Genomic DNA, 24,063 nt, shown 5'->3' with positions numbered 1-24,063 from the left:
GTGTGAGCCGCGCCCGCGCATGACCCAGTTCGCCAAGGAAACCCTGCCCATCAGCCTGGAAGAGGAGATGCGGCGTTCGTACCTCGACTACGCGATGAGCGTGATCGTCGGACGTGCCCTCCCCGACGCCCGCGACGGCCTCAAGCCGGTGCACCGGCGCGTGCTTTACGCCATGAATGAAATGGGGAACACCTACAACGCCAAGTACCGCAAGAGTGCGCAGGCCGTGGGTGAAACCATGGGTAAATACCACCCGCATGGCGACTCCGCGATTTACGACACCATCGTGCGAATGGCCCAGCCCTTCAGCCTGCGTCACATGCTGATCGATGGCCAAGGCAATTTCGGCTCCATCGACGGTGATAACGCAGCGGCGATGCGATACACCGAAATTCGTCTCGACAAAATCGCTCACGAATTGTTGGCGGATATCGACAAGGAAACCGTCGACTTCGGACCCAACTACGACGGCAGCCTCAAGGAGCCGCTGGTGCTGCCCGCGCGCCTGCCGAATCTGCTGATCAACGGCGCTTCCGGCATCGCCGTGGGCATGGCCACCAACATCCCGCCGCACAACCTCAACGAGGTCGTTGACGCCTGCCTGCATTCGCTGAAGAACCCGGACTGCTCGATCGACGAGCTGATGGAGATCATCCCGGCACCCGACTTCCCGACCGCCGGCATCATCTACGGCATGTCCGGCGTGCGCGAAGGCTACCGGACCGGCCGCGGCAAGGTCGTGATGCGCGCCAAGGTCCATTTCGAGGACATCGACAAGGGCTCGCGCCAGTCCATCATAGTTGATGAGATCCCCTACCAGGTCAACAAGAAGACCCTGCTGGAGCGCATTGCCGAGCTGGTCCACGAGAAGAAGATCGAGGGCATCAGCCACATCCAGGACGAGAGCGACAAGTCCGGCATGCGCGTGGTGATAGAGCTCAAGCGCGGCGAAGTGCCCGAGGTCGTGCTGAACAATCTGTACAAGCAGACCCAGCTGCAGGACAGCTTCGGCATGAACATGATTGCGCTGATCGATGGTCAGCCCAAGCTGTGCAATCTGAAAGACCTGATCACCGTCTTCCTGGAGCACCGCCGCGAGGTGGTGACGCGGCGCACCATGTTCGAGCTGCGCAAGGCGCGCGAACGCGGCCATGTGCTGGAAGGCCTGGCGGTGGCGCTGGCCAATATCGACGAGTTCATCGAGACCATCAAGAACTCGCCGACCCCGCCGGTGGCCAAGGCCGCGCTGATGGCCAAGAGCTGGGACAGCTCGCTGGTGCGCGAGATGCTGGTGCGCGCCGAGGGCGACACGCCAGGCGGCCGCGGCGCCTTCCGCCCCGAGGGCCTGCCGGCGATGTACGGCATGCAAACGGATGGCCTGTACCGTCTGTCCGACGACCAGGCCGGCGAGATCCTGCAGATGCGTCTGCAGCGCCTGACCGGGCTGGAGCAGGACAAGATCGTCGGCGAGTACAAGGATGTGATGGCCCAGATCGCCGACCTGCTGGACATCCTGGCCAAGCCCGAGCGCGTCACCGTCATCATCGGCGAAGAGCTGGTCCAGGTTCGCCAGGAGTTCGGCCAGACCAAGCTGGGCGCGCGCCGCAGCGTGATCGAGCACAACGCCCAGGAGCTGGGCACCGAGGACCTGATCACGCCCACCGATATGGTCGTGACGCTCTCCCACACCGGCTACATCAAGAGCCAGGCGCTCAGCGAGTATCGCGCCCAGAAGCGCGGCGGCCGCGGCAAGCAGGCGACACAGACCAAGGAAGACGACTGGGTCGACCAGCTCTTCATCGCCAACACGCACGACTGGATCCTGTGCTTCTCCAACCGCGGCCGCGTCTACTGGCTGAAGGTCTGGGAGGTGCCTCAGGGCTCGCGCAACTCGCGCGGCAAGCCCATCGTCAATATGTTCCCGCTGCAACAGGACGAGAAGATCACCGTCGTGCTGCCGCTGACCGGCGAGTTCCGCGTTTTCCCCGAGGATCACTTCATCTTCATGGCCACCGCCCTGGGCACGGTGAAGAAGACCTCGCTGAAGGACTTCAGCAACCCGCGCAAGGCCGGCATCATCGCGGTCGACCTGGACGAGGGCGACCATCTGATCGGCGCTGCGCTGACCGACGGCAAGCATGATGTGATGCTGTTCAGCGACGGCGGCAAGGCGGTGCGTTTCGACGAGGATGATGTGCGCCCGATGGGTCGCCAGGCCCGCGGCGTGCGCGGCATGATGCTGGAGCCCGATCAGCGCCTGATCGCGATGCTGGTGGCCGAGGACGAGAACCAGAGCGTCCTGACCGCCACCGAGAACGGGTTTGGTAAGCGCACCGCGATCACCGAATACACCCGCCACGGCCGCGGCACCAAGGGCATGATCGCGATCCAGCAGAGCGAGCGCAACGGCCGCGTCGTCGCCGCCACCCTGGTGCACGCCGAGGACGAGATCATGCTGATCACCGACAAGGGCGTGCTGGTGCGCACCCGCGTCAGCGAGATCCGCGAGCTGGGCCGTGCCACCCAAGGCGTGACCCTGATCGCGCTGGACGATGGCGCCAAGCTGTCGGGCCTGCAGCGCATCGTCGAAAACGATGCCAACGACAGCAGCGATGCTGAAACCCCAGCCGACGACAGCAGCGCTGCCGACGATGCCAACAAGGAATGATGTTTTGAACTCTCAGCCCCTGAAAACTCTCGCCGCCGCCGCACTGCTGGCCGCCTCCGCCCAGAACGTGCATGCCCAAGCTTCGCCGGCAGCCCAGCCCGCACCGGCCGCCGCCAGCAGCAGTCCCGCCAAGAAGGAACTGGTGGCCAAGCTGCTGCAACTGCAACAGCCCGGCTTCGAGACCCTGGGACGCAGCCTGCTGCAGCGGCCCATCGCGCAGCTGTCGCAAGGTGTAGGCCAGGCCTTGCAGCAAGTGCCGCCGGAAAAGCGCGAAGCCGCCATCAAGGCCATCGATGCTGATATCAAGAAGTTTGTGGACGAGACCGGCCCGCTGATGCGCGACCGCGCCATCAAGCTGGCGCCGTCGACCATCGGTGCCATGCTGGAGGAGCGCTTCACCGAAGACGAACTCAAGCAGTTGGTGGCCTGGTTCGAATCGCCGGTCAACAAGAAATACAACCAGATGGGTGCCGAGATGCAGAAGGCCCTGACGGAGAAGCTGGTCGCCGAGACCCGCAGCACGGTCGAGGCCCGTCTCAAGACGCTGGAACAGAACATGGTCAAGCAACTGGGCATCACGCCTCCGCCGGCGCCGGCCGCCAGCCCCGCGAAGAAGTAAGCAACGCCAGACCCACGAGCTCAGCCGCCACGACCCACGACCCATGACCCAGCGCCCGTTCAATTTCTCCGCCGGCCCCGCCGCCCTGCCCGAAGAGGTGTTGCGCCAAGTGGCTGCGGAGATGCTGGACTGGCAGGGTTCGGGCATGAGCGTGATGGAGATGAGCCATCGCGGCCGCGAGTTCATATCGATCGCCGAGGCGGCCGAGCGCGATCTTCGCGAGTTGCTGCAGGTGCCGGCCAACTTCCGCATTCTGGTCATGCAGGGCGGTGGTCTGGCCGAGAACGCGATCGTGCCGCTGAACCTCTCACGCGGCGGCAAGGTGGACGTGGTGGTCAGCGGATCCTGGTCGAAGAAGAGCGCCGAGGAGGCCCGCCGCTACGCCGATGTACAGATCGCGGCCGACGGTGCGATGTCCAGCTACACCGCGTTGCCGGGCGACTGGCGGCTGCGTAAAGACGCGGCCTATGTCCATATCTGCAGTAACGAGACCATAGACGGCACCGAGTTCCACACCCTGCCGGACCTCAAGGCCATGGGCAGTGAGGCTCCGCTGGTGGCCGATGTGTCCTCGCACCAGCTCTCGCGCGCCATCGACTGGTCCAAGCTGGGCCTGGCCTTTGGCGGCGCACAGAAAAATATCGGCCCGGCCGGCGTGACCCTGGTCTATGTGCGCGAGGACCTGCTGGGCCATGCGCTGCCGGCCTGCCCGTCGGCATTCGATTACAAGATCGTGGCCGATGCGCAGTCGATGTTCAACACGCCGCCGACCTTCGCAATCTATGTCGCGGGACTGGTGTTCCAGTGGCTGAAGAAATTCAGCTATGCCGGCAAGACCGGCCTGGCCGCGATCGAGCAGCGCAATATCGACAAGGCCGCCCTGTTCTACGGCGCGCTGGACGGCTCGGGCCTGTTTGAAAACCGCGTCGCGGCCGACTGCCGCTCGCGCATGAATATTCCGTTCTATCTGCGCGGTGAATACAACACCGAGCGCTTGAACGACGCCTTCCTGGCCGGTGCCAGGGAGCGCGGGCTGCTGCAACTCAAAGGCCACAAGTCGGTGGGCGGCATGCGTGCATCCATCTACAACGCCATGCCGCTGGAAGGTGTGCAGGCGCTGGTCACGTATCTGAAGGACTTTGAGACAAGCCATGGCTGATAGCCCTAAACCCGGCAGCAATCCCGGTGCCGATCCCGAGCTGCTGAAACTGCGCGATCAGATCGACGCGGTCGACCAGCAACTGCTGGAGCTGCTGAATCGCCGCGCCACGCTGGCCTCCGAGGTCGGCGAGCTGAAGAAAAAGGAAGGCTCGGTGGTCTTCCGCCCCGAGCGCGAAGCCCAGGTCATCAACGGCGTGAAGGCTCGCAACGCCGGACCGTTGAAGAGCGACAGTGTGGCGCCGATCTGGCGCGAGATCATGTCGGCCTGCCGCGCGCTCGAAACACCGACCCGCGTGGCCTATCTGGGCCCGGCCGGCACCTTCAGCGAGCAGGCCGCGCTTGGCTTCTTCGGCAGCTCCATCGTGCAAGTGCCCTGCACCAGCATCGACGAGGTATTCCGCACCACCACCGCCGGCGCCGCTGACTTCGGCGTCGTACCGGTCGAGAACTCGACCGAGGGTGTGGTCGCACGCTCGCTGGACCTCTTCCTGAGTACGCCGCTGTTCATCATCGGCGAGACCAGCTTGTTCGTGCGCCACAACCTGCTGCGGCGCGAAAACTCTCTGGACGATATCCAGGCCGTGTGCGCCCACCCCCAGGCCTTGGCCCAGTGCCACGGCTGGCTGTCCACTCATCTGCCCCACGCCGAGCGCCGCCCGGTGTCCAGCAATGCCGAGGGCGCGCGCCTGGCCTCGCTGGATAAGCGCCTGGCCGGAATCGCCAGCGAGCGCGCCGGCAGCGAGTACGGCCTGCACCTGGTGGCCCCCGCCATCCAGGACGATGCCCACAACCGCACCCGCTTTGCCATCGTCACCCACCCGGACCGGCACCCGGCCCCGAAGGCCTCAGGCAATGACTGCATCAGCCTGGTGGTTTCGGTGACCAACAAGCCCGGCGCGGTGCATGACATGCTGGTGCCGCTGAAGGAACGCGGCGTCTCGATGACGCGCTTCGAGTCGCGCCCGGCGCGCTCGGGCCAGTGGGAGTACTACTTCTACATCGACCTGCAAGGCCACCCCGACCAGCCTCATGTGGCCCAGGCGCTGCGCGAGTTGCGCGAGGCCTGCGCCTTCTTCAAACTGCTGGGCACCTACCCGCTGGATTCACACTGAGATGTACAAACAACTGGGCGTGATCGGCTGCGGCCTGATGGGCGGCTCGTTCGCGCTGGCGATGAAGAAGGCCGGCCTGGTCAAGCGCATCGTCGGCTACAGCAAGTCGCCGTCGACCACCGAAACAGCCAAGCGCCTGGGTGTCATCGATATGGTGGCCGAATCGGCGCTGCAGGCGGTGGCCGGCTCGGACATCGTGCTGCTGGCCGTGCCGGTGGCCGCCACCGAAGCCAGCCTGCGCGCGGTGCGCCATCTGGTCGAGCGCAAGGTGCTGTTCATGGATGTCGGCTCGACCAAATGCGATGTGGCCGAGGCAGCACGCCGCGCGCTCGGCGACAAGCTGCCGGCCTTTGTTCCGGCCCACCCGATCGCCGGCAAGGAATCGGGCGGCGTCCAGAACGCCGACGCTGCGCTCTATCAGGGCCGGCAGGTCATCCTGACCCCGCTGCCCGAGACCGATGCCGGCCTGGTGCAGAAGGCCACCGACATCTGGTCGGCCCTGGGCTCCCAGGTGTTGAAGATGACGCCGGAAAACCATGACGCTGCTTTTGCCGCCGTCAGCCACCTGCCCCACCTTTTGGCCTTCGCCTTCTTCCAGGCGGTGGCCAGCCAGCCCGCTGGGCGCGACTATCTGAGCCTGGCCGGCCCGGGCTTTCGCGACTTCACCCGCATCGCCGCCAGCGAGCCGGCGGTCTGGCGCGACATCCTGATGGCCAACAAGGGCGAGTTGCTGGTGCAGTCGCGCCTGTTCCGGCAGGCGCTCGACGCACTGGAGGCGATGATCCACAGCGGCGATGCCGCCGCGCTGGAGGCCCGCATCCGCCTGATCGCCGAGGCCCGCGCCAATTGGCATATGAATGCGCCACGCGCCACCACGCGCAAAGACAACTGATTCGCCTTTTTCCATGTTCAAGATTCCCTTCCTCGACCTGCCGCCGCTGCGCAGCGCCGCCGGCACCGTGCGCCTGCCGGGCTCCAAAAGCATCTCCAACCGGGTGCTGCTGCTGGCCGGCCTGTCCGAGGGCACGACACTCGTCCACGATCTGCTGGACTCCGACGACACCGCCGTGATGCTGGCCGCGCTGAAGGAACTGGGCTGCACCCTGGAACAGACAGCCGGAGGCCCGCTCAAGGTCACCGGCATCGGCGCCCGCCTGGGCACCCAGCAGGCCAAGCTCTTCCTCGGCAATGCCGGCACCGCGATGCGGCCGCTGACCGCCGCGCTGGCCCTGCTGGCCGCCACCCAGGGCGGCGAGTTCGAGCTCAGCGGCGTGCCGCGCATGCATGAGCGGCCTATCGGCGATCTGGTCGATGCACTGCGCGGCCTGGGCTGCGAGATCGACTGCCTGGGCCAGCCGGGCTATCCGCCGCTGCGCTTGCGCGGCCCATCGACCTTGCGCCTGAGCGAGCCGGTGCGCGTGCGCGGCGACGTCTCCAGCCAGTTCCTGACCGCGCTGCTGCTGGCCCTGCCCCTGGTGGCCGAGCAGGAGGTGCAGATCGACGTCATTGGCGAACTGATCTCCAAGCCCTATATCCACATCACGCTCGAACTGCTGAAGCGCTTCGGCATCGAGGTCCGGCGCGAAGGCTGGCAGCGTTTCAAGATACCGGCCGGCAGCCGCTACCGCTCGCCGGGTGAGGTCCATGTCGAGGGCGATGCCTCGTCGGCCTCCTATTTTGTCGCTCTGGGTGCGATCGCGGCCCTTGAAGCGCCGGTCCGCATCGAGGGTGTCGGCTCGGCCTCGCTGCAGGGCGATGTGCGCTTTGTCGAGGCCGCCCGGGCCATGGGCGCCCTGGTCGAGTCCGGGCCCAACTGGCTCGAAGTCCGGCGTGGCGCCTGGCCTTTGAAGGCGCTGGACCTGGACTGCAACCACATCCCCGACGCGGCGATGACGCTGGCCGTGATGGCGCTGTACGCCGACGGCCCCAGCACCCTGCGCAATATCGCCTCCTGGCGCGTCAAGGAGACCGACCGCCTGGCCGCGATGGCCATCGAGTTGCGCAAGCTCGGCGCCGAGGTCGACGAGGGTCCGGACTGGCTGCGTGTGCAGCCGCCCAAGGTCTGGCAGCCGGCCGCCATCCACACCTATGACGACCACCGGGTCGCGATGTGCTTCTCGCTGGCTGCTTTCAACGGCCTGATCACGACGCGCGATGAACCGGCCCTACCGGTGCGGATTCTCGAACCGCATTGCGTGGCCAAGACCTTTCCCGACTACTTCGAGACGCTGTTCGAACTGGTGCAGACGCGCACCGACGACATCCCGGTGCTGACCATCGACGGCCCGACCGCGTCCGGCAAGGGCACGCTGGCCGATGAGGTCGCCCATGCCCTGGGCTATATCGTGCTGGATTCGGGCGCGCTGTACCGCGCCGCCGGCCTGGCCGCCTCGCGCGCCGGCATCGATCTGGATGATGGCGCGGCGGTCGCCCGCATCACGGCGGGGCTGGATCTGCGCTTCCGCAAGGGCCGGGCCTATCTGGGCGATGAGGATATTAGCGAGCTATTGCGCGCCGAAGCCGTCGGTCTGATGGCCTCCCAGGTAGCGGTCCATGCAGAGGTGCGCGCCGCGCTGAACCAGTTGCAGCTCGATTTCCGCCAGCTGCCCGGTCTGGTGGCCGACGGCCGCGATATGGGTTCGGCCGTGTTTCCGGACGCCGCGCTGAAGGTATTCCTCACCGCGAGCGCCCAGACGCGCGCCGAGCGCCGCCATAAGCAATTGATTTCCAAGGGTATTTCGGCTAATATCGCGGGCTTGCGTGCGGATTTGGAAGCACGGGACGCTCGCGACAGCAATCGCAGCGCCTCGCCTTTGAAGCCCGCCGCAGACGCGCAAAGCCTCGACAACTCGGCCCAGACCATTGAGCAATCAAGGGATCAGGTGCTGGCTTGGTGGGAAGAGCGCCGGCCGTTTCAAACCCAGCGTTGAGTGGGAGACGGTCCAGGCCTGAGAAGCCAGGGCCCGCCGCCCTTCCCTCCGAACGCCAGTTCATCGAGGGCGGCGATGTCTACAACCTAACCCGCAAGCCCGTCTTGCACCCACCGCGCCTGGACCAAACGCCTTGGTCGACGCACAGGAAACCAGAATGTCCCAAACCCAAACCGCTTCCGGCATGGACTCCTTCGCAGCAATGTTCGAAGAGTCGCTGCAGAAGTCCGACATGCGCGCCGGCGAAGTGATCTCCGCTGAAGTCGTTCGCGTCGAGCACAGCTTCGTCGTCGTCAACGCAGGCCTGAAGTCCGAAGCCTACGTGCCTATCGAAGAATTCAAGAACGACCAGGGCGAACTGGAAGTTCAAGTCGGTGACTTCGTGTCCGTCGCCATCGACGCCATCGAAAACGGCTACGGCGACACCATCCTGTCGCGCGACAAGGCCAAGCGCCTGGCCTCGTGGCTGAGCCTGGAAACCGCACTGGAGTCGGGCGACTTCGTGACCGGTACCGTCTCGGGCAAGGTCAAGGGCGGCCTGACCGTCCTCGTGAACGGCATCCGCGCCTTCCTGCCGGGCTCCCTGCTGGACACCCGTCCGGTCAAGGACATGAGCCCGTACGAAGGCAAGACCATGGAGTTCAAGGTCATCAAGCTGGACCGCAAGCGCAACAACGTCGTGTTGTCGCGCCGCGCTGTGGTCGAGGCTTCGATGGGCGAAGAGCGCGCCAAGCTGCTGGAAACCCTGTCCGAAGGCGCGATCGTCAACGGCGTGGTCAAGAACATCACTGAGTACGGTGCCTTCGTGGACCTGGGCGGTATCGACGGCCTGCTGCACATCACCGACATGGCATGGCGCCGTGTCCGTCACCCGTCGGAAGTCGTGACGGTGGGCCAGGAACTGACCGCCAAGGTCCTGAAGTTCGACGCCGAGAAGAACCGCGTCTCGCTGGGCCTGAAGCAGCTGGGCGATGACCCGTGGTTCGGCGTGGCTCGCCGCTACCCGACCAGCACCCGCCTGTTCGGCAAGGTCACCAACATCGCCGACTACGGCGCCTTCGTCGAGATCGAGCCGGGCATCGAAGGCCTGGTGCACGTCTCCGAAATGGACTGGACCAACAAGAACGTCGCACCTTCGAAGATCGTCTCGCTGGGCGACGAAGTCGAAGTCATGGTGCTGGAGATCGACGAAGACAAGCGTCGCATCTCGCTGGGCATGAAGCAGTGCAAGGCCAATCCTTGGGAAGAGTTCGCCGAGAACGTCAAGCGCGGCGACAAGGTCAAGGGCCCGGTCAAGTCGATCACCGACTTCGGCGTGTTCGTCGGCCTGGCTCAAGGCATCGACGGCCTGGTGCACCTGTCCGACCTGTCCTGGGACGAGACCGGCGAAGCTGCCGTGCGCAACTTCAAGAAGGGCCAGGAAGTCGAAGCCGTCGTGCTGGCCGTGGACGTCGAGCGCGAGCGCATCTCGCTGGGCATCAAGCAGCTGGACAGCGACCCCTTCACCGCCTACACCACGGTCAATGACCGCGGCATGTCGGTGACCGGCAAGGTCAAGACGGTCGACGCGCGTGGCGCCGAGATCGAACTGGCCGATGGCGTGCTGGGCTATCTGCGTGCTTCGGAAATCTCCCGCGATCGCGTGGAAGACGCCCGCAACGTGTTGAAGGAAGGCGACGAAGTCACCTCCATCGTCGTCAACATCGACCGCAAGACCCGCAACATCCAGCTGTCGATCAAGGCCAAGGACAATGCCGACAGCCAAGAGGCGATGCAGCGTCTGTCCGCCACGTCCGAGCGTGAGAACGCCGGCACGACCAGCCTGGGCGCCCTGCTGCGCGCCAAGCTGGACAATCAAGGCAACTAATCATTGCTTGCAAGGGCCTGGGCTCTGGTAGCCTAGGGCCTTGCCGGTGATGCCGCAGGCTCGCCACTCTTTCGAGGGCGAGCCTGTTTCAATTCCAATCACAAGAATTTTCACGTCATGACCCGATCCGATCTTGTTGCCCATCTGGCCGAGCGCTTTGGCCAGCTCACCCAGCGCGACACCGAGTTCGCGGTCAAGACCATCCTGGACGCGATGTCCGATGCGCTGGCCAAGGGCCACCGCATCGAGATCCGCGGCTTCGGCAGCTTCTCGATCAACCGCCGCCCGCCCCGCATGGGCCGCAATCCGCGCAGCGGCGAGCAGGTACTGATCCCCGAGAAGCTGGTGCCCCATTTCAAGCCGGGCAAGGCCCTGCGCGAGTCGGTCGACGAACAGCTGCCGGTGCTCGACGACAAGGGCAGCGAGATTCACGCCTGAGCGCCACGAGCGCCGCCCTAGAATCCGTCCCGATGCGTATCTTCGTCTGGCTCTTCCGGGCCTTCATCTTCTTCGCCCTCTTCGCCTTCGCGCTGAACAACAGCCAGGAGGCTACCGTGCGCTGGTTCTTCGGCCACGAGTGGCGCGCGCCAATGGTCATCATCGTGCTGCTGGCCTTTGGCTGCGGCGCCGCTTTAGGCGTGCTGGCCATGGTGCCGGCCTGGTGGAAGCACCGCCGCGTCGCGCAGCGCGGCGGCGACATCGCGCCGGCCGTTTCCGACGCACCCACGCCCACCGAAGTTCAAACCCCCAGCGGCGTGCGCGATGGACTTTGATCTGCGCTGGCTGCTGTTCGCGCTGCCGGTGGCCTTCGGCCTCGGCTGGCTGGCCTCCAAGCTCGATGCGCGGCAATGGAAGCGCGAGCAGCGCGATGCCCCCAAGGCCTACTTCAAGGGGCTGAATCTGCTGCTCAACGAGCAGCAGGACAAGGCCATCGACGCCTTCATCGAGGCGGTGCAGAACGATCCCGACACCTCCGAGCTGCATTTCGCGCTGGGCAATCTGTTCCGCCGCCGCGGCGAGTACGAGCGCGCGGTGCGGGTGCACCAGCATCTGCTGCAGCGTGGCGACCTGCCGCGCGCCGAGCGCGACCGTGCCCAGCATGCGCTGGCCCAGGACTTCTTCAAGGCCGGTCTGTTCGACCGCGCCGAGGAGGCTTTCGCCGCGCTGCGCGGCACCGCCTTCGAGACCGAGGCCGAGCTGGCCCTGCTGTCGCTGTACGAGCGCTCGCGCGAATGGCGCAAGGCCGCCGAGGTGGCCCGCCATCTGGAGCAAGGCGGCACCGGCTCGTTCGCGGCCCGCATCGCCAACTATCTGTGCGAGCAGGCGCTGGAAGCCCAGGCCCGCAACGAGCACGGCGAGGCGCAGGAGTTGCTGGCCCAGGCCCGCAAGACCGCGCCGCAGGCCGCCCGCGCCCATGTGCTGGCCGGCCAGATGCTGGCCCGGCGCGGTCAGCCCGAGCAGGCCATGGCCGCCTATGCCCAGCTGCTGAGTGCCAAGCCCGAGGCCTTCAATCTGGTGGCCGGCGACTATGCGGACGCCGCCCTGGCCATAGGCGCGACCGAGCCGGCGCTGGCCACGCTGCTGGCCCAGTACCAGCGCGCGCCCGGCATGCATCTGCTGCTGGCCATCGCCAAGCTGGAGCCGGCCGCCGCCGCCCAGCGCCAGCGCCTGGTGACCCATCTGCGCGCCGAGCCCAGCCTCAGCGCCGCCCGCATGCTGCTGACCCAGAGCAAGGCCCAGCTCAGCGAGGAGGAAGCCCCGCTGATGGCCGCCGCGCTGGACCGCGCCAGCCGGCCGCTGCAACGCTATCGCTGCGCCGCCTGCGGCTTCGAGGCCCAGCACTATTTCTGGCAATGCCCGGGCTGCCTGAACTGGGACACCTACCCGCCCCGCCACGTTGAAGAACTCTGAGAACACCATGGCGAGCAGCGACCGCGTCATCCTCTGCATGAAATGGGGCACTAAGTACGGCCCCGAGTACGTCAACCGTCTGTATGCGATGGTGCGACGCCATCTGCGCGGCGAGTTCCGTTTTGTCTGCCTGACCGACCGCCATGAGGGCATCCGCGCCGAGGTCGAATGCCTGCCCATCCCCGCCCTGGCCCTGCCGCCCGGCATTCCCGAGCGCGGCTGGACCAAGCTGACCACTTTCGAGGCGGATCTGCACGGCCTCAAAGGCACGGCGCTGTTTCTCGATCTCGATGTCGTCATCGTCGACGACATCACGCCCTTCTTCGAGGTGCCCGGCGAATTCCTGATCATCCATGACTGGAAGCGCCCCTGGCGCATCACCGGCAACTCCTCGGTGTATCGCTTCACCTTGGGTGCGCATGCCGATGTGCTGGCCAAGTTCCGCCGCGAGTTCGAGAGCATCCGCACCCAGGTGCGCAACGAGCAGGCCTATCTCTCCAACGAGATGCAAGCCAAGGGCTTGCTGACCTACTGGGACGCGGCCTGGTGCGCCAGCTACAAATACCACTGCATCCCGCGCTGGCCCAGCAATTACTGGCGCGCACCCTTTGTTCCCAAGGGCGCCCGCATCCTGATCTTCCATGGCGTGATGAACCCGCCCGACGCGCTGGCCGGCCGCAGCAACGGCAACTGGCGCCGCGCCAAGCCGGCGCCCTGGATCGCGGATCACTGGCGCGAATGAGCCCGCCACCCAAGGTTCTGCACTTCGTCACCGGCGGCTTCTCCGGCGCCACCCAGGTGGCGCTCGACCTGGTGCGGGCGGCCCAGGCCAGCGGCCGCAGCGAGCCCCTGCTGGTGCTGCGCAAAAAACGCCAGACCGACCCGCAGCGCATCGCCGCACTGCAACAGCAAGGCCTGCCGATCGAACTCGTGCCGGGCTGGAGCCATGCGGCCACGATCTGGCGCCTGCAGCAGCTCTGCCGCCGCTTCCGCCCCGATGTGCTGGTCGCCCACGGCTTCCCCGAGCACCTGCTGGGGCGCTGGGCCGGGCTGCTGGCGGGCGTGCCCCATCCGGTGCATGTCGAGCACAACTCGCGCGAGCGCTACAGCCGCTGGCGCCTGCTGCAAGCCCGCTGGCTGGCGAGGCGCAGCGATGCCATCGTCGGCTGCTCGGAGGGGGTGCGGCACAGCCTGCTGGCACTGGGCATGCCGGCGGACAAGACCCTGGCGATCTCGAATGGCATCCGGTTGGAACCGTTTGCCGACGCCGACCGTCATCCCTATGTCCAGCGCGTGCCGGGTCTGGTGATGGCGGCACGCTTCGCCAGTCAGAAGGACCACGCCACCCTGCTGCAGGCCCTGGCCCTGCTGCGCGAGCAAGGCCTGACGCCACCGCTGCTGCTGGCCGGTGGCGGCAGCGAGCGGCATCTGCGCGCCGCCCGGGCGCTGACGCAAAGCCTGGGCCTGCAGCAGCAGGTGCAGTTCCTCGGCTTCCAAGCCGGGCTGCCCGAGCTGCTGATGCGGCACCAGATCGCGGTGCTGTCCACCCACTACGAGGGCATGCCCCTGTCCCTGGTCGAGGGCATGGCGGCCGGCTGCGCCGTGGTCGGCACCGCCGTGCCAGGCGTACAGGAACTGCTGCGCGACGGCGACACCGGCCGCCTGGTGCCGCATCGCGATGCCCGAGCCCTTGCCGCTGTGCTGGCCGAGTTGCTGCGCCAGCCCCAGGCTGCCGCCGCGCTGGCCGCACGCGGCCGCCATGCCGCCCTCACCGAGCACAGCCTCGCCGGCATGACAAATCAATACGAAGACCTGTTCACCCGACTGGCCCGCAAGCAATGAGCTGCCCTGTTTATCTGATCAATCTGCCCCGCGACACACGCAGGCTGGCCGTGATGCAAGCCCAGTTGAACGGCCTGGATCTGCCCTTCGAGATCGTGCCGGCCGTCTATGGCCGTGAGCTGTCCGAAGCCGAGCGCGCGGCGCTCTACGATGCAAAGCAAAACCGCGCCCGCTTCCACCAGGCCATGGCGCCCGGCGAGATCGGTTGCTACGCCAGCCATCTGCAGGTCTGGCAGCGCCTGGTGGACAGCGGCGCGCCCCATGCGCTGGTGCTGGAGGACGATGCCGAGCTGCGCCCGCAGCTGCCTGCCGCGCTGCGAGCCGTGGCGGCCCTGCCGCCGCACTGGGACATGATCAAGCTGATCGGTCGCGAGCCCGAGTCGGTGCTGCACAGCTGGCCCCTGCCGGGCTGTGCTGCCGAGCTGGTCCGCTACCAGCGCGCACCCAGCCTGACCTGCGCCTACCTGGTCAGCCGCGCCGGCGCACAGAAGCTGCTGCGCAGCCGTCAGCCGTTCTTCCGGCCCATCGACGTCGATCTGCGCCACTGGTGGGAAGCGGATCTGCGCCTGTTCGGCCTCACACCCTACCCCATTGGCCTGAACGAAGAAGGCAGCACCTCCAGCATCGGCGGCCGCGAATTCGGCGCCTGGTGGTCGCGCCGCTGGCGCAAGGGCCGCACGCAATGGCATTACAGCCGCGGCAACGCCCGCGCCAACAGAGCCATGCTGGCGCAGTCGGATCCGTTCGCTGAACTGCGCCCGCACACAGCTTAGGAACGCCATGTCAACAAAGGACTACCTAGCCAGCCGGAGCGCATCGGCATGAGTCACGACACCCGCCCGCACACGGCCGTCCAGATTCAGCTCAGTGGCATGGGCGATCTCGTCTGGCATGCCCAGTACCTGCGCTGCATCGCCGAGCAAAGCCGCGATGGCCAGATCACCCTCGTCGCGCCACCGACCACGATGGCCCGCGATCTGCTCGGCCATGAGCCCTGGCTTCGCGACGTTGTCGATTTCGACCGACGGCCCCGGCGCGTGGAGCGCCGCCGTGGCCGCCACGGTGGTCTGCAGGGCCTGATGCGCCTGGGCGCCGAACTCGCGCCCCGGCGTTTCGACCGGATGATCATGTTCTCCGACCACCCGGGCCGAACCGTCATCGTCTGCTGGCGAGCCGGCATTCGCCAACGCATCGGCTACGGCGCGACCTGGCTGCAACGACTGATGCTGACGAAGTCGCCATGGATCAGTTTCTACGAGGGACCAGACGTGCGCGGCTACCACGAGGCCACCCGCTTCGCCATCGCGCAAGGCTTTTGCGATGCCCCCATCGTGCCCCGTATCTCTGTGCGCCCCGACGCGCTGGCGCGCATGTGCGAGCGTCTGGCCCCTCTGCCACGCCCCTTGTACGCGCTGGCGATCGGATCCTCCGAGCCTTGGAAGCAATGGGGCCAGGCCAACTTCACCGAGTTGGCCCGCCTGCTGCTTGAGGCCGGCTGCGGCGTGGTCATCAACGGAGGCCCTTTCGAAGCTGCGCTGGCAGCCGACATCCTGGACGGCATCCCTGCCGAGCTTCGTGCCCACGCGCTAGCCATCACCGATGGCAGTGCGGCGGATACCGTGGCCACGATGTCGCTGGCCAGGATCTGCATCGGCAACGACACTGGCGCCACCAATATCGCCGCAGGCGTCGGCACGCCCAGTTGGGTGCTGCTCGGCCCCCGCCCCCCGCTGCCCCACGACCCCGAGAAGATCAAGCTGCTGCAGGCACCGCAGCTCGCCGACATCCTCCCCGCCGACGTCGCCCGGCAACTGCTCAGCCATGACGCTGCCTGATATGACACGCGCCCACCCCGCCGGGAATCAAGCGCCGACGATTTATCTGGATGTCACAGACTTAGTCCTGTGGGCCAAGAAGCACTCAAACGTCACCGGGATTCAGCGCGTTCACCTCAATTACGCACTGCATTCCATCGACAAGGGTGTTCAATTCATCATGTTCTATGGCCGATCTTGCGAGCAGGTCGGCCTCGTCGACAGTTCGGTGATTGAGCATCTGGGCGAGCTACTCTCCGGTCAAGTCAAACCCGATACCGCCAAGCTATACCGCCTTTGCCCGAATGCCCGATTGCGACCATGGAAGGACTATGAAGAGAAGTACCGCGACAAGCCCGCCAAGTACTTCTTGCACACCTTCACAAGCCGGCTGCTGTTCTACATCACCCAATTTCTGTTCCGACGGGAAATGCCCGCCCCGTCGTTCAAGGACGGGGACATTCTGCTGAACGTGGGCAGCAGTTGGAGCCTCGGCGGCTATGTCCAGAACATCGAGAAACTGAAGCAGAAGTACCGAATCTCCGCGCAGATTCTGCTGCACGACATCATCCCGGTCGGACATATCCAGAAATCCAGCGAGAGTCGGGTCTTCACCCTTTTCATCAAGAAGAGCTTCGAGGCCTTTGATCGCTTCTTTACCAGCTCGGAATACAACCGGCGCGAAATCAAGAAATACATGCTTGAGTTCACCGGAGCGGAGAAGCCCATCGAAAAGTCGGTGTTCGGACAGCACATCAACTCGGAAGGTGTTGCAAGGGCGGCACTTCCCTCCGCGCTGCTACCCCATCAGTACCTGCTGTCGGTCGGACGGGTGACGGACTCCAAGAATCAGGCGCGCCTGTTGCAGGCCTGGGCTCGGGTGATCGAATCCCGGCAGGACGCGGGACTGAAACTGGTGGTGGTCGGCAGAGTCAACAAGAAGTACCAGGCACTGAACGATGTCTTGAAGTCCAAGCCACTCTTGCAGGACCGCGTGCTCTTTGTCAGCCAGGCCTCCGACGAGGAACTCGACGCGCTCTACCGCGCCTGTTATTTCACCGTGTTTCCATCGCTGATCGAAGGCTATGGGCTGCCGGCGGCCGAATCGGTCGGCTATGGGAAATTCTGCCTGGCTTCCAACGCGGCCTCGATCCCGGAAGCGGCTGGTGAGCATGCGGGCTACTTCAACCCGCTGGACGTCGACGACATCTACGCCAAGCTGGTGCAATTCATTCAGGACAAAGCCTTGCTGCACGAGCGGGAGACCTTGATCCGGGCCATGCCCCGGATGTCATGGGCCGACGCGACCACCGATCTGCTGACCAAGGCGCGCCGCCCGCTTTGAGGGAGCTTCCGTCTACCGGCCGTCGAGCAGTTCGGCGACGGCCGTCGCCAGGCTCTGGGAGCGCCCCACATTCAACGCGGACGGCAACCCGGGCAGAGGCCCCTGCCCGTTCTGCGCCAGCAGGACGGCCCGGCCGACCTTGGCCCGCTGCGCCGCCTCGATATCCGAGGGCTTGTCGCCAAACATCAGCGAGTTGCCCAGGTCGATGCGCAGCGCCCGGGCAGCCTGCAAGAGCATGCCAGGCGCGGGCTTGCGACATGCGCATTGCGCGCGGTAGGCAGGCAGCTGAGCGTCCGGCAAGTGCGGGCAGTACTCGATGGCCGCCAGACTCACGCCTTGCGCTGCCAGATGCTCGCGCAGATGCGCACTCAACACATGAAAATCGGCCTCGCTGTACATGCCGCGGGCAATGCCCGACTGATTGGTCACCACCACCAGCAGATAGCCAGCCTCCTGCAGACGCCGCATCGCCTCCACCGCACCGGGCACGAACTCGAACTCCTCCCAGCGATGGACATAGCCATGATCGATGTTGATGACGCCATCGCGATCCAGGAAGGCAGCCTTGCGCAGATCCGCCACCATCAGCTCCCGCGGATGCTGCGCACCAGCGCGGTGGTGGAATAGCCCGGCACGAAGGGAATGGCCAGCGAACGCCCGCCCCAGGACCGTACCAGTCGCGTCTCCTCCAGGGTTTCCATGTCGTAGTCCCCGCCTTTGACGTACACCTCGGGCCTGAGCCGCGCCAGCAGCGCCACCGGCGTTGCCTCGGCAAAAAAGGTCACCGCGTCCACGCTGGCCAGCCCGGCAAGCACCAGTGCACGATCCACCTCGCCATTGAGGGGTCGCTCGGGCCCCTTGCCCAGCCCACGCGCCGAGGCATCGGTATTCACCGCCACCAGCAGGCTGGCCCCGAGACGGCGCGCCGCATGCAGATAGCGGACAGGCCCGCGATGCAACACATCGAACACGCCATTGGTAAAGACCAAGGGCCGGGGCAGCCGGGCCAGCCATGCCGCCAGCGCCGCATCGTCGAGCGCGGCAGCATCGAAGAGCTTGTCTTGCAGTTGCCAGTCGGGCGCGCTCATCCTGCCATCTCCTCGTAGCTGACGGTGGCCGTGCCGAACTTGCCGACCACGATGCCGCCGGCCTTGTTGGCCAGCTGAATCGCGGCCTGCAGCGGCTGGCCCGCCGCCATCAGCACCGCCAGCGTCGCGATCACCGTATCGCCGGCGCCGGTGACATCGAACACCTCGCGGGCTCGGGCCGGCTCGTGCACGATGCCGTCCTCGCCGAACAGCGTCATGCCCTCCTCGGAGCGCGTCAGCAGCACCGCCTGCACGCCTATCGCGTCGCGCAGCGCCGCCACGCGGGCGGCCAGGTCGGCCTCGTCGCGCCAATGGCCCACGACCTGCATCAGCTCCCCCCGGTTGGGCGTGATGACGCTCGCGCCGGCATAGCGACGGTAGTCGCTACCCTTGGGGTCGACCAGCACCGGTTTGCCGGCGGCACGTGCCAGTTCAATCATGCGCGGAATATGGGCGAGCCCACCCTTGCCATAGTCGGAAAACAACACGACATCGTGCGCGGGCAACTGTTCGGCAAAGGCACCGACCATCTCGCCCAGCACCTCGTGGTCCGGCTCGTTCTCGAAGTCCACGCGTATCAGCTGCTGGGCGCGACCGATCACACGCAGTTTGACAATGGTCGAAAGCTGGGGGTCGGTGCGCAGCACCGCCTCGATGCCGCGCGCGGCGAGCAGGTGGCCAAGGGAGTTGGCCGCAGCATCGGCGCCGACCACGGTCAGCAGAGTCACCCGGGTACCCAGCGTCCTGATATTGAGCGCCACATTGGCCGCGCCGCCGAGGCGCTCCTCCTCGCGTTCGACGCGAACAACGGGCACGGGCGCCTCGGGCGAGATGCGCTCCACGGCGCCGTACCAGTAGCGATCCAGCATCACATCACCGACCACCAGCACGCGGCAGGTGGCCAGCAGTTCGCGGCTGGGCAGCGAAGCCCTCGTCATCATCGTGTCCACGCTCTCAATCCAGTCCCAGTTCCGACTCGATCAGGCCGCACAGGGTGTGGCCGATCAGGATGTGCGCCTCCTGGATGCGCGCCGTCACCTGATGCGGCACGACGATGGCCTCATCGCAAAGCTGGCCCAGTTGACCGCCGTCCCGTCCCAGCAAGCCCAGCGTGAACACGCCCAGCGTCTTCGCCGCCTCGACCGCACGCAGCACATTGCCCGAGTTGCCCGAGGTCGAGATGGCGATCAGGCCGTCACCAGCCCGAGCCAGCGCCATCAACTGGCGGGCGAACACCTGGTCGAAGGCGTAATCGTTGCCGATGCAGGTCAGCGCGGAGCTGTCGGTGCTCAGAGCGATGCCGGCCAGCGGCCGCCTGTCCTTGATGAAGCGCCCCGTCAGCTCCGAGGCCAGATGCTGGCTGTCGGCTGCCGAACCACCGTTGCCGCAGAAAAACAGCTTGCCGCCGGCATCGAGGATACGGGCCAGTTGCTGGCCGGCCGATTGCACGGCAGGTTCCAGCGTATGAAGCGCGGCCATCAGCTGTTGGTGTTCAGCGAGATTGCGAAGAAATAGGGAGCTCATGGATCAGGTCTCGAAGCAGCTGAAGCGAATCGCGCCACCTTCCCGCAGCGGCACCTGGCCGCGATTATCGGGGCACGGCATCCGATGCGGCTGCGGCAATCGCGACGACAATACGGCTCCTGCCTCACTCGGCCCCAGGCCCGCACGCATTGATGTCAGCCCCCCCGGACAACAGCAGCACTCTCCGAAGCCTGCTGGCCTATGTCAAACCCTATCGCCTGGGCGTGCTGCTGACCTTTGTCGCCTACCTGGCGGCGGCCTCCACCGAGCCGCTGATTCCGGAGCTGCTGCGGGTGGTGTTCGGCAAGGGCTTCGAGCAGCAGACCTTCTCGATCTGGTGGATTCCGCTGGTGCTGATCGGTCTGTTCGCGCTGCGCGGCGCGGCCAGCTTTGCCGGCCAGTACCTGCTGAACTGGACCGTGCTGCGCAGCGTGATGGATCTGCGCCAGACCCTGATGAACGCGATGCTGCGCGCCGACGCCAGCGTCTACAACAGCCTGCAGCCCGGCACGGTCGTGACCAAGGTGGTCAATGACCCGCAGCAGGCCCTGAGCCTGCTGGGCGGGGTGCTGACCACGCTGCTGCGCGACGGCCTGCCGACCATCGCGATGCTGGGCTATCTGTTCTTCCTGAACTGGCAGCTGACCCTGCTGTCCCTGGTCACGCTGCCGCTGATGGCCCTGGTGGTCAAGCAGGTCAGCCGGCGCGTCCACGCGATGGGCAATCTGAGCTACGACGCCCAGATGCAGCTCTCCGCCAAGGTCGACGACCTGACCCGGGCCTGGCGCGTGGTGCGCAGCTTCGACGCTGCCGAGCATGAGCGCGAGCGCTTCGCCGAGATCGCCCAGCAGGTGCGCCGCAACAGCCTCAAGCAGGTCGCGGCCGGCGCGCTGAGCTCGCCGCTGTCGCAACTGGTGGCCAGCGTCGGCCTGTCCATCATCGTCAGCCTGGCCCTGCTGCAGGCGCGCAGCCAGCATGCCTCGGCGGCGGACTTCGCGGCCTATATCACGGCGCTGCTGCTGCTGGTCTCGCGGCTGCGCCATCTCAGCGACCTGGCCACGCCGATCACCAATGCCCGCGTGATCGCGCACGGCTGCATGCAGCTGCTGGACCTGCCGTCCGAGCCCGACCAGGGGCAGCGCGAGCTGGCGTTGCCGGTGCGCGGCGAACTGCGCCTGGAACAGGTGCGGCTGCAGTACCCGGGCGCCGAGCGGGCCGCGCTGGACGGGCTCGATCTGCCGATTCCGGCCGGCCGCACCACCGCGCTGGTCGGTGCCTCGGGGGCCGGCAAGAGCTCCATCATCCATCTGCTGCTGGGCTTCGGCCGACCCGATGGCGGCACCGTGCTGCTGGACGGCGTCGACATCCAGACGCTCAAAAAGGCCAATCTGCGCCGCCAGTTCGCGGTGGTCTCGCAGGACATCGTGCTGTTCGACGCCTCGGTGGCCGACAACATCGCCTATGCCCAGCCGCGCGATGCGGCTCGCCTGGAGCAGGCCTTGCGCGCCGCCCATCTGTGGGACTTTGTGCAGGGCCTCCCCCAGGGGCTGGACAGCCCGATCGGTGCCAATGGCAGCATGCTGTCCGGCGGCCAGCGCCAGCGCCTGGCGATCGCCCGCGCGCTCTACAAGGACGCGCCGATCTGGGTCTTCGATGAAGCCACCTCGGCGCTGGACACCGAGAGCGAGCGCGCGGTGCAGCAGGCGCTCGATCAATGGCAGGGCCGCAAGACCCTGATCGTGATCGCCCACCGCCTGTCCACCGTGCGCTCGGCCGATGCCATCCATGTGCTGGGTGCCGGCCGGGTGATCGAAAGCGGCAGCCATGCCGAGCTGCTGGCCCGGGGCGGCGCCTATGCCGCGATGGTGCAGGCGCAGATCGGCGACTGAAACCATGCTGCGGCGCCGCCTGCTGTTGCTGCTTTGCGCCCTGCCCGCACTGGCCAGCGCGCAAGCGCTGCCGCTGGAGCTCAACAGCGCCAGCCAGGCCGAGCTCGAATCGCTGGCCGGCGTCGGCCCGGCGCTGGCCGAGCGCTTGCTGGCCGCGCGGGCCCAGGCCCCGTTCAAGGACTGGGCCGATCTGAAGCGCCGGGTGCGCGGCATCGGCACGGCGCTGGCGCGCAAGCTGTCGGCCCAGGGACTCAGGGTGCAGGGCCTGCCCTACGAGGAGCAGGGGCCCGGCTGATGTGTCAGGCCCGACACAATCTGCCTATCTTGCCGACAAGGCCGGCGGCTCCAATGCAGGTACCGGGCGATCAGCGCCCCGATGTCCACCCCAACAGGAGCCTGCATGCACAAAGCCGCCAGCCACGACAGTCACGACCATGGCCTGGCCCATGATCTGGCCCGCCTTCAGTCACAACAGGCGCAGCGCCGCCGCGCGCTCGGTTTGCTGGCCGGCGCCGGCGGCCTGATGCTGCTCGGCTGCGGAGGCGGCGGCAGCGAGGACAGTACCGCCACCACGACCAGCAGCGGCACGACCAGCAGCGGCACAACAAGCGGCACGACCACCGGCAGTTGCTCCGTCATCCCCGAAGAGACCGCCGGCCCCTACCCTGGCGACGGCTCCAACAGCGCGGGCGGCGGCATCGCCAACGCACTGACCCTCAGCGGCATCGTGCGCAGCGATATCCGCGCCAGCATCGCCGGCGCCAGCGGCACCGCATCGGGCGTGCCGCTGACCCTCACGCTGAAGCTGGTCAACACCAGTAGCAGCTGCGCCGACCTGGCCGGCTATGCGATCTATCTGTGGCACTGCGACGCCGAGGGCCGCTACTCGATGTACTCCAGCGGCATCACGGCCGAAAACTATCTGCGCGGCGTGCAGGAAACCGGCAGCGACGGCACGGTCAGCTTCACCACCATCGTGCCGGGCTGCTACGCCGGCCGCATGCCCCATATGCATTTCGAGGTGTTCCGCAGCGTCAACAGTGCCAGCGCCTACAGCAACAAGCTCAAGACCTCGCAGATCGCCTTCCCCACCGAGGTCTGCAGCAGCGTCTACAACAGCGTGGCCGCCTACAGCGCCAGCATCCGCAACCTGGCCGCGATCAGCTTTGCCAGCGACAACGTCTTCAGCGACGGCGTGAGCACCCAGCTCGCAACGATGGGCGGCAGCGTCGCGGCCGGCTACAGCGCCAGCCTGAGCGTGGGCATCGCCGCTTGAGCGCTGGTGTATCGTGCGTCGATGCACCGAGGGAAGGCTTTATGAACGCCAGCGCGATCCGCTGCCTGGTGGTGGATGATGACGGCGAGATCCGCAGCGCGCTGCAGGATTTTCTGCAGCGCTTCGGCATGCAGGTGGCCGCTGCGACCGACGGCGCCGAGATGCGCCGCCGGGTCGGCGCCCAGGCCTTCGATGTCGTCGTGCTCGACCTGATGCTGCCTGACGAGAACGGGCTGTCGCTGTGCCGGTGGCTGCGCGCCCAGCACCCCGGCACGGCCATCGTGATGCTGACCGCCCAGGGCGACCCGATCAGCCGCGTGCTGGGCCTGGAGATGGGGGCCGACGACTACCTGCCCAAGCCCTTCGAGCCGCGCGAGCTGGTGGCCCGCATCCATGCGATACGCCGGCGCGTCCAGCAGGGCGAACGCCAGCAAACGTCCAGCGCCGAGCCGCCGCGCGAGCTGCGCTTCGAGGGCTGGCGCTTCGACCGGCTGCTGCGCCAGCTGGTCTCGCCGACCGAGGTCGTGGTGGCCCTGTCCAGCGCCGAGTACCGGCTGCTGTCGGCCTTTGTCGAGCGGCCCGGCCGGGTGCTCAGCCGCGAGCAGCTGATCGAGCTGACCCGCGCGCCGGGCGTCGAGGTCAATGACCGCAGCATCGACCTGACCGTCTCGCGGTTGCGCCAGAAGCTGGCCGACTCCTCCCGCGAACCGCGCCTGATACGCACGATGCGCGGCGAGGGCTATCTGTTCGACGCCAAGCTGGGCTGAGCAGCATGCGCTGGTTCACCGACACCCTGGCCAAGCGCCTGTTCCTGCTGATGTGGGCGGCCCTGGTGGCCAGCCATCTGGCCGCGTTCGCCGCCGTCCATCTGCTGCATTTCGAGCGCGCTGCGCCGGCCCGGTTGCCGGTGTTTCCCTCGCTGCCGCCCACGCCCGGCCTGCCCCAAGGCGAGCGCGGGAGCCCACACCCGCCGCCGGGCTTGCCGCCACCCGACGGCCCGGGCCGGCCGCCCCCGCA

At 66.7% G+C, this 24,063-nt stretch carries 23 protein-coding genes and 1 pseudogene; 20 read left to right on the top strand and 4 right to left on the bottom strand.

Going from position 1 to position 24,063, the window contains the following annotated elements; genetic code table 11:
- Positions 1–19 precede the first annotated feature (19 nt).
- From gyrA to PO768_RS17280, 15 genes are all read left to right on the top strand, one after another.
- Positions 20–2,668 (top strand): DNA gyrase subunit A, encoded by a 2,649-nt coding sequence (gene gyrA / locus PO768_RS17350; protein ID WP_272647051.1) that lies wholly within the window; start codon positions 20–22, stop codon positions 2,666–2,668.
- Between the two features lie 4 nt (positions 2,669–2,672).
- Entirely contained in the window at positions 2,673–3,287 is a 615-nt protein-coding gene (locus PO768_RS17345; RefSeq protein WP_272647050.1) for a DUF2059 domain-containing protein, read from the top strand.
- A gap of 43 nt (positions 3,288–3,330) precedes the next feature.
- Positions 3,331–4,446: a 3-phosphoserine/phosphohydroxythreonine transaminase gene (gene serC / locus PO768_RS17340; RefSeq protein WP_272647049.1), complete on the top strand. Its 1,116-nt coding sequence runs from the start codon at positions 3,331–3,333 to the stop codon at positions 4,444–4,446.
- Entirely contained in the window at positions 4,439–5,560 is a 1,122-nt protein-coding gene (gene pheA, locus PO768_RS17335; RefSeq protein WP_272647048.1) for a prephenate dehydratase, read from the top strand. The genes serC and pheA overlap by 8 nt, the downstream gene beginning before the upstream one ends.
- Position 5,561: 1 nt before the next feature.
- On the top strand, positions 5,562–6,452 hold the full coding sequence (locus tag PO768_RS17330) for a prephenate dehydrogenase (protein ID WP_272647047.1): 891 nt from the start codon (positions 5,562–5,564) through the stop codon (positions 6,450–6,452).
- Positions 6,453–6,465: 13 nt separating this feature from the next.
- The gene (locus PO768_RS17325) at positions 6,466–8,490 is read left to right on the top strand and encodes a bifunctional 3-phosphoshikimate 1-carboxyvinyltransferase/cytidylate kinase (RefSeq protein WP_272647046.1); all 2,025 of its coding nucleotides are present in this window, start codon (positions 6,466–6,468) and stop codon (positions 8,488–8,490) included.
- Positions 8,491–8,647: 157 nt separating this feature from the next.
- Positions 8,648–10,357 (top strand): 30S ribosomal protein S1, encoded by a 1,710-nt coding sequence (gene rpsA, locus PO768_RS17320; RefSeq protein WP_137940821.1) that lies wholly within the window; start codon positions 8,648–8,650, stop codon positions 10,355–10,357.
- 117 nt (positions 10,358–10,474) lie between these two features.
- Positions 10,475–10,795 carry an integration host factor subunit beta gene (locus tag PO768_RS17315; RefSeq protein ID WP_137940822.1) on the top strand — a complete coding sequence of 107 codons (321 nt, stop codon included), beginning with the start codon at positions 10,475–10,477 and terminating at the stop codon, positions 10,793–10,795.
- A 32-nt stretch (positions 10,796–10,827) separates the two neighbouring features.
- The gene (locus PO768_RS17310) at positions 10,828–11,130 is read left to right on the top strand and encodes a LapA family protein (RefSeq protein WP_272647045.1); all 303 of its coding nucleotides are present in this window, start codon (positions 10,828–10,830) and stop codon (positions 11,128–11,130) included.
- Positions 11,120–12,268: a lipopolysaccharide assembly protein LapB gene (gene lapB / locus PO768_RS17305; RefSeq protein ID WP_262970644.1), complete on the top strand. Its 1,149-nt coding sequence runs from the start codon at positions 11,120–11,122 to the stop codon at positions 12,266–12,268. Before PO768_RS17310 ends, lapB begins: the two co-directional genes overlap by 11 nt.
- A 7-nt stretch (positions 12,269–12,275) precedes the next feature.
- Positions 12,276–13,010, top strand: a complete 735-nt coding sequence (locus tag PO768_RS17300) for a glycosyltransferase (protein WP_272647044.1) — start codon at positions 12,276–12,278, stop codon at positions 13,008–13,010.
- Positions 13,007–14,110 carry a glycosyltransferase gene (locus tag PO768_RS17295; protein WP_272647043.1) on the top strand — a complete coding sequence of 368 codons (1,104 nt, stop codon included), beginning with the start codon at positions 13,007–13,009 and terminating at the stop codon, positions 14,108–14,110. Before PO768_RS17300 ends, PO768_RS17295 begins: the two co-directional genes overlap by 4 nt.
- Positions 14,107–14,883, top strand: a complete 777-nt coding sequence (locus tag PO768_RS17290; protein WP_272647042.1) for a glycosyltransferase family 25 protein — start codon at positions 14,107–14,109, stop codon at positions 14,881–14,883. Before PO768_RS17295 ends, PO768_RS17290 begins: the two co-directional genes overlap by 4 nt.
- A 99-nt stretch (positions 14,884–14,982) precedes the next feature.
- Positions 14,983–15,945 carry a glycosyltransferase family 9 protein gene (locus PO768_RS17285; RefSeq protein ID WP_272647041.1) on the top strand — a complete coding sequence of 321 codons (963 nt, stop codon included), beginning with the start codon at positions 14,983–14,985 and terminating at the stop codon, positions 15,943–15,945.
- Positions 15,932–17,269 carry a glycosyltransferase gene (locus tag PO768_RS17280; protein WP_272647040.1) on the top strand — a complete coding sequence of 446 codons (1,338 nt, stop codon included), beginning with the start codon at positions 15,932–15,934 and terminating at the stop codon, positions 17,267–17,269. Before PO768_RS17285 ends, PO768_RS17280 begins: the two co-directional genes overlap by 14 nt.
- Positions 17,270–17,281: 12 nt before the next feature.
- Here PO768_RS17280 and gmhB read toward each other — a convergent pair whose 3' ends face one another.
- Genes gmhB through PO768_RS17260 form a run of 4 tightly spaced genes read right to left on the bottom strand, consistent with a single transcriptional unit; the run spans position 17,282 to position 19,881 of the window.
- Complete coding sequence (gene gmhB, locus PO768_RS17275; RefSeq protein ID WP_272647039.1) at positions 17,282–17,851, bottom strand: D-glycero-beta-D-manno-heptose 1,7-bisphosphate 7-phosphatase; 570 nt, start codon at positions 17,849–17,851, stop codon at positions 17,282–17,284.
- A gap of 2 nt (positions 17,852–17,853) precedes the next feature.
- A complete protein-coding gene (locus PO768_RS17270) occupies positions 17,854–18,357 on the bottom strand; it encodes a D-glycero-beta-D-manno-heptose 1-phosphate adenylyltransferase (RefSeq protein ID WP_272647038.1) in 504 nt (167 codons plus the stop codon).
- The gene (gene rfaE1 / locus PO768_RS17265) at positions 18,354–19,298 is read right to left on the bottom strand and encodes a D-glycero-beta-D-manno-heptose-7-phosphate kinase (protein ID WP_272647057.1); all 945 of its coding nucleotides are present in this window, start codon (positions 19,296–19,298) and stop codon (positions 18,354–18,356) included. Before rfaE1 ends, PO768_RS17270 begins: the two co-directional genes overlap by 4 nt.
- A gap of 13 nt (positions 19,299–19,311) precedes the next feature.
- The gene (locus tag PO768_RS17260) at positions 19,312–19,881 is read right to left on the bottom strand and encodes a D-sedoheptulose-7-phosphate isomerase (protein ID WP_272647037.1); all 570 of its coding nucleotides are present in this window, start codon (positions 19,879–19,881) and stop codon (positions 19,312–19,314) included.
- 152 nt (positions 19,882–20,033) lie between these two features.
- Here PO768_RS17260 and PO768_RS17255 point away from each other — a divergent pair, with 152 nt between their 5' ends.
- The 5 genes and pseudogenes from PO768_RS17255 to PO768_RS17235 all read left to right on the top strand — a co-directional run.
- Positions 20,034–21,770, top strand: a complete 1,737-nt coding sequence (locus tag PO768_RS17255) for an ABC transporter ATP-binding protein (RefSeq protein ID WP_272647036.1) — start codon at positions 20,034–20,036, stop codon at positions 21,768–21,770.
- Positions 21,771–21,774: 4 nt separating this feature from the next.
- A complete protein-coding gene (locus PO768_RS17250) occupies positions 21,775–22,065 on the top strand; it encodes a ComEA family DNA-binding protein (RefSeq protein ID WP_272647035.1) in 291 nt (96 codons plus the stop codon).
- Between the two features lie 105 nt (positions 22,066–22,170).
- Complete coding sequence (locus PO768_RS17245; RefSeq protein WP_272647034.1) at positions 22,171–23,046, top strand: dioxygenase family protein; 876 nt, start codon at positions 22,171–22,173, stop codon at positions 23,044–23,046.
- Positions 23,047–23,087: 41 nt separating this feature from the next.
- Entirely contained in the window at positions 23,088–23,813 is a 726-nt protein-coding gene (locus PO768_RS17240; protein WP_272647033.1) for a response regulator, read from the top strand.
- Between the two features lie 5 nt (positions 23,814–23,818).
- A pseudogene (locus PO768_RS17235) lies at positions 23,819–24,063 on the top strand (hypothetical protein); the annotation flags it as partial.

Source organism: Paucibacter sp. XJ19-41 (assembly GCF_028462495.1).
GTDB lineage: Bacteria > Pseudomonadota > Gammaproteobacteria > Burkholderiales > Burkholderiaceae_C > Roseateles_E.
The sequence above is the reverse complement of the archived record's forward strand: the minus strand, read 5'-3'. Positions and strand labels throughout refer to the sequence as shown.

Excerpts from the sequence above, each read along its gene's own strand:
- gyrA (WP_272647051.1), top strand. The coding sequence starts at position 20 with ATGACCCAGTTCGCCAAGGAAACCCTGCCCATCAGCCTGGAAGAGGAG.
- serC (WP_272647049.1), top strand. The coding sequence starts at position 3,331 with ATGACCCAGCGCCCGTTCAATTTCTCCGCCGGCCCCGCCGCCCTGCCC.
- pheA (WP_272647048.1), top strand. The coding sequence starts at position 4,439 with ATGGCTGATAGCCCTAAACCCGGCAGCAATCCCGGTGCCGATCCCGAG.
- PO768_RS17330 (WP_272647047.1), top strand. The coding sequence starts at position 5,562 with ATGTACAAACAACTGGGCGTGATCGGCTGCGGCCTGATGGGCGGCTCG.
- PO768_RS17325 (WP_272647046.1), top strand. The coding sequence starts at position 6,466 with ATGTTCAAGATTCCCTTCCTCGACCTGCCGCCGCTGCGCAGCGCCGCC.
- rpsA (WP_137940821.1), top strand. The coding sequence starts at position 8,648 with ATGTCCCAAACCCAAACCGCTTCCGGCATGGACTCCTTCGCAGCAATG.
- PO768_RS17315 (WP_137940822.1), top strand. The coding sequence starts at position 10,475 with ATGACCCGATCCGATCTTGTTGCCCATCTGGCCGAGCGCTTTGGCCAG.
- PO768_RS17310 (WP_272647045.1), top strand. The coding sequence starts at position 10,828 with ATGCGTATCTTCGTCTGGCTCTTCCGGGCCTTCATCTTCTTCGCCCTC.
- lapB (WP_262970644.1), top strand. The coding sequence starts at position 11,120 with ATGGACTTTGATCTGCGCTGGCTGCTGTTCGCGCTGCCGGTGGCCTTC.
- PO768_RS17300 (WP_272647044.1), top strand. The coding sequence starts at position 12,276 with ATGGCGAGCAGCGACCGCGTCATCCTCTGCATGAAATGGGGCACTAAG.
- PO768_RS17295 (WP_272647043.1), top strand. The coding sequence starts at position 13,007 with ATGAGCCCGCCACCCAAGGTTCTGCACTTCGTCACCGGCGGCTTCTCC.
- PO768_RS17290 (WP_272647042.1), top strand. The coding sequence starts at position 14,107 with ATGAGCTGCCCTGTTTATCTGATCAATCTGCCCCGCGACACACGCAGG.
- PO768_RS17285 (WP_272647041.1), top strand. The coding sequence starts at position 14,983 with ATGGGCGATCTCGTCTGGCATGCCCAGTACCTGCGCTGCATCGCCGAG.
- PO768_RS17280 (WP_272647040.1), top strand. The coding sequence starts at position 15,932 with ATGACGCTGCCTGATATGACACGCGCCCACCCCGCCGGGAATCAAGCG.
- PO768_RS17270 (WP_272647038.1), bottom strand. The coding sequence starts at position 18,357 with ATGAGCGCGCCCGACTGGCAACTGCAAGACAAGCTCTTCGATGCTGCC.
- rfaE1 (WP_272647057.1), bottom strand. The coding sequence starts at position 19,298 with ATGATGACGAGGGCTTCGCTGCCCAGCCGCGAACTGCTGGCCACCTGC.
- PO768_RS17260 (WP_272647037.1), bottom strand. The coding sequence starts at position 19,881 with ATGAGCTCCCTATTTCTTCGCAATCTCGCTGAACACCAACAGCTGATG.
- PO768_RS17255 (WP_272647036.1), top strand. The coding sequence starts at position 20,034 with ATGTCAGCCCCCCCGGACAACAGCAGCACTCTCCGAAGCCTGCTGGCC.
- PO768_RS17250 (WP_272647035.1), top strand. The coding sequence starts at position 21,775 with ATGCTGCGGCGCCGCCTGCTGTTGCTGCTTTGCGCCCTGCCCGCACTG.
- PO768_RS17245 (WP_272647034.1), top strand. The coding sequence starts at position 22,171 with ATGCACAAAGCCGCCAGCCACGACAGTCACGACCATGGCCTGGCCCAT.
- PO768_RS17240 (WP_272647033.1), top strand. The coding sequence starts at position 23,088 with ATGAACGCCAGCGCGATCCGCTGCCTGGTGGTGGATGATGACGGCGAG.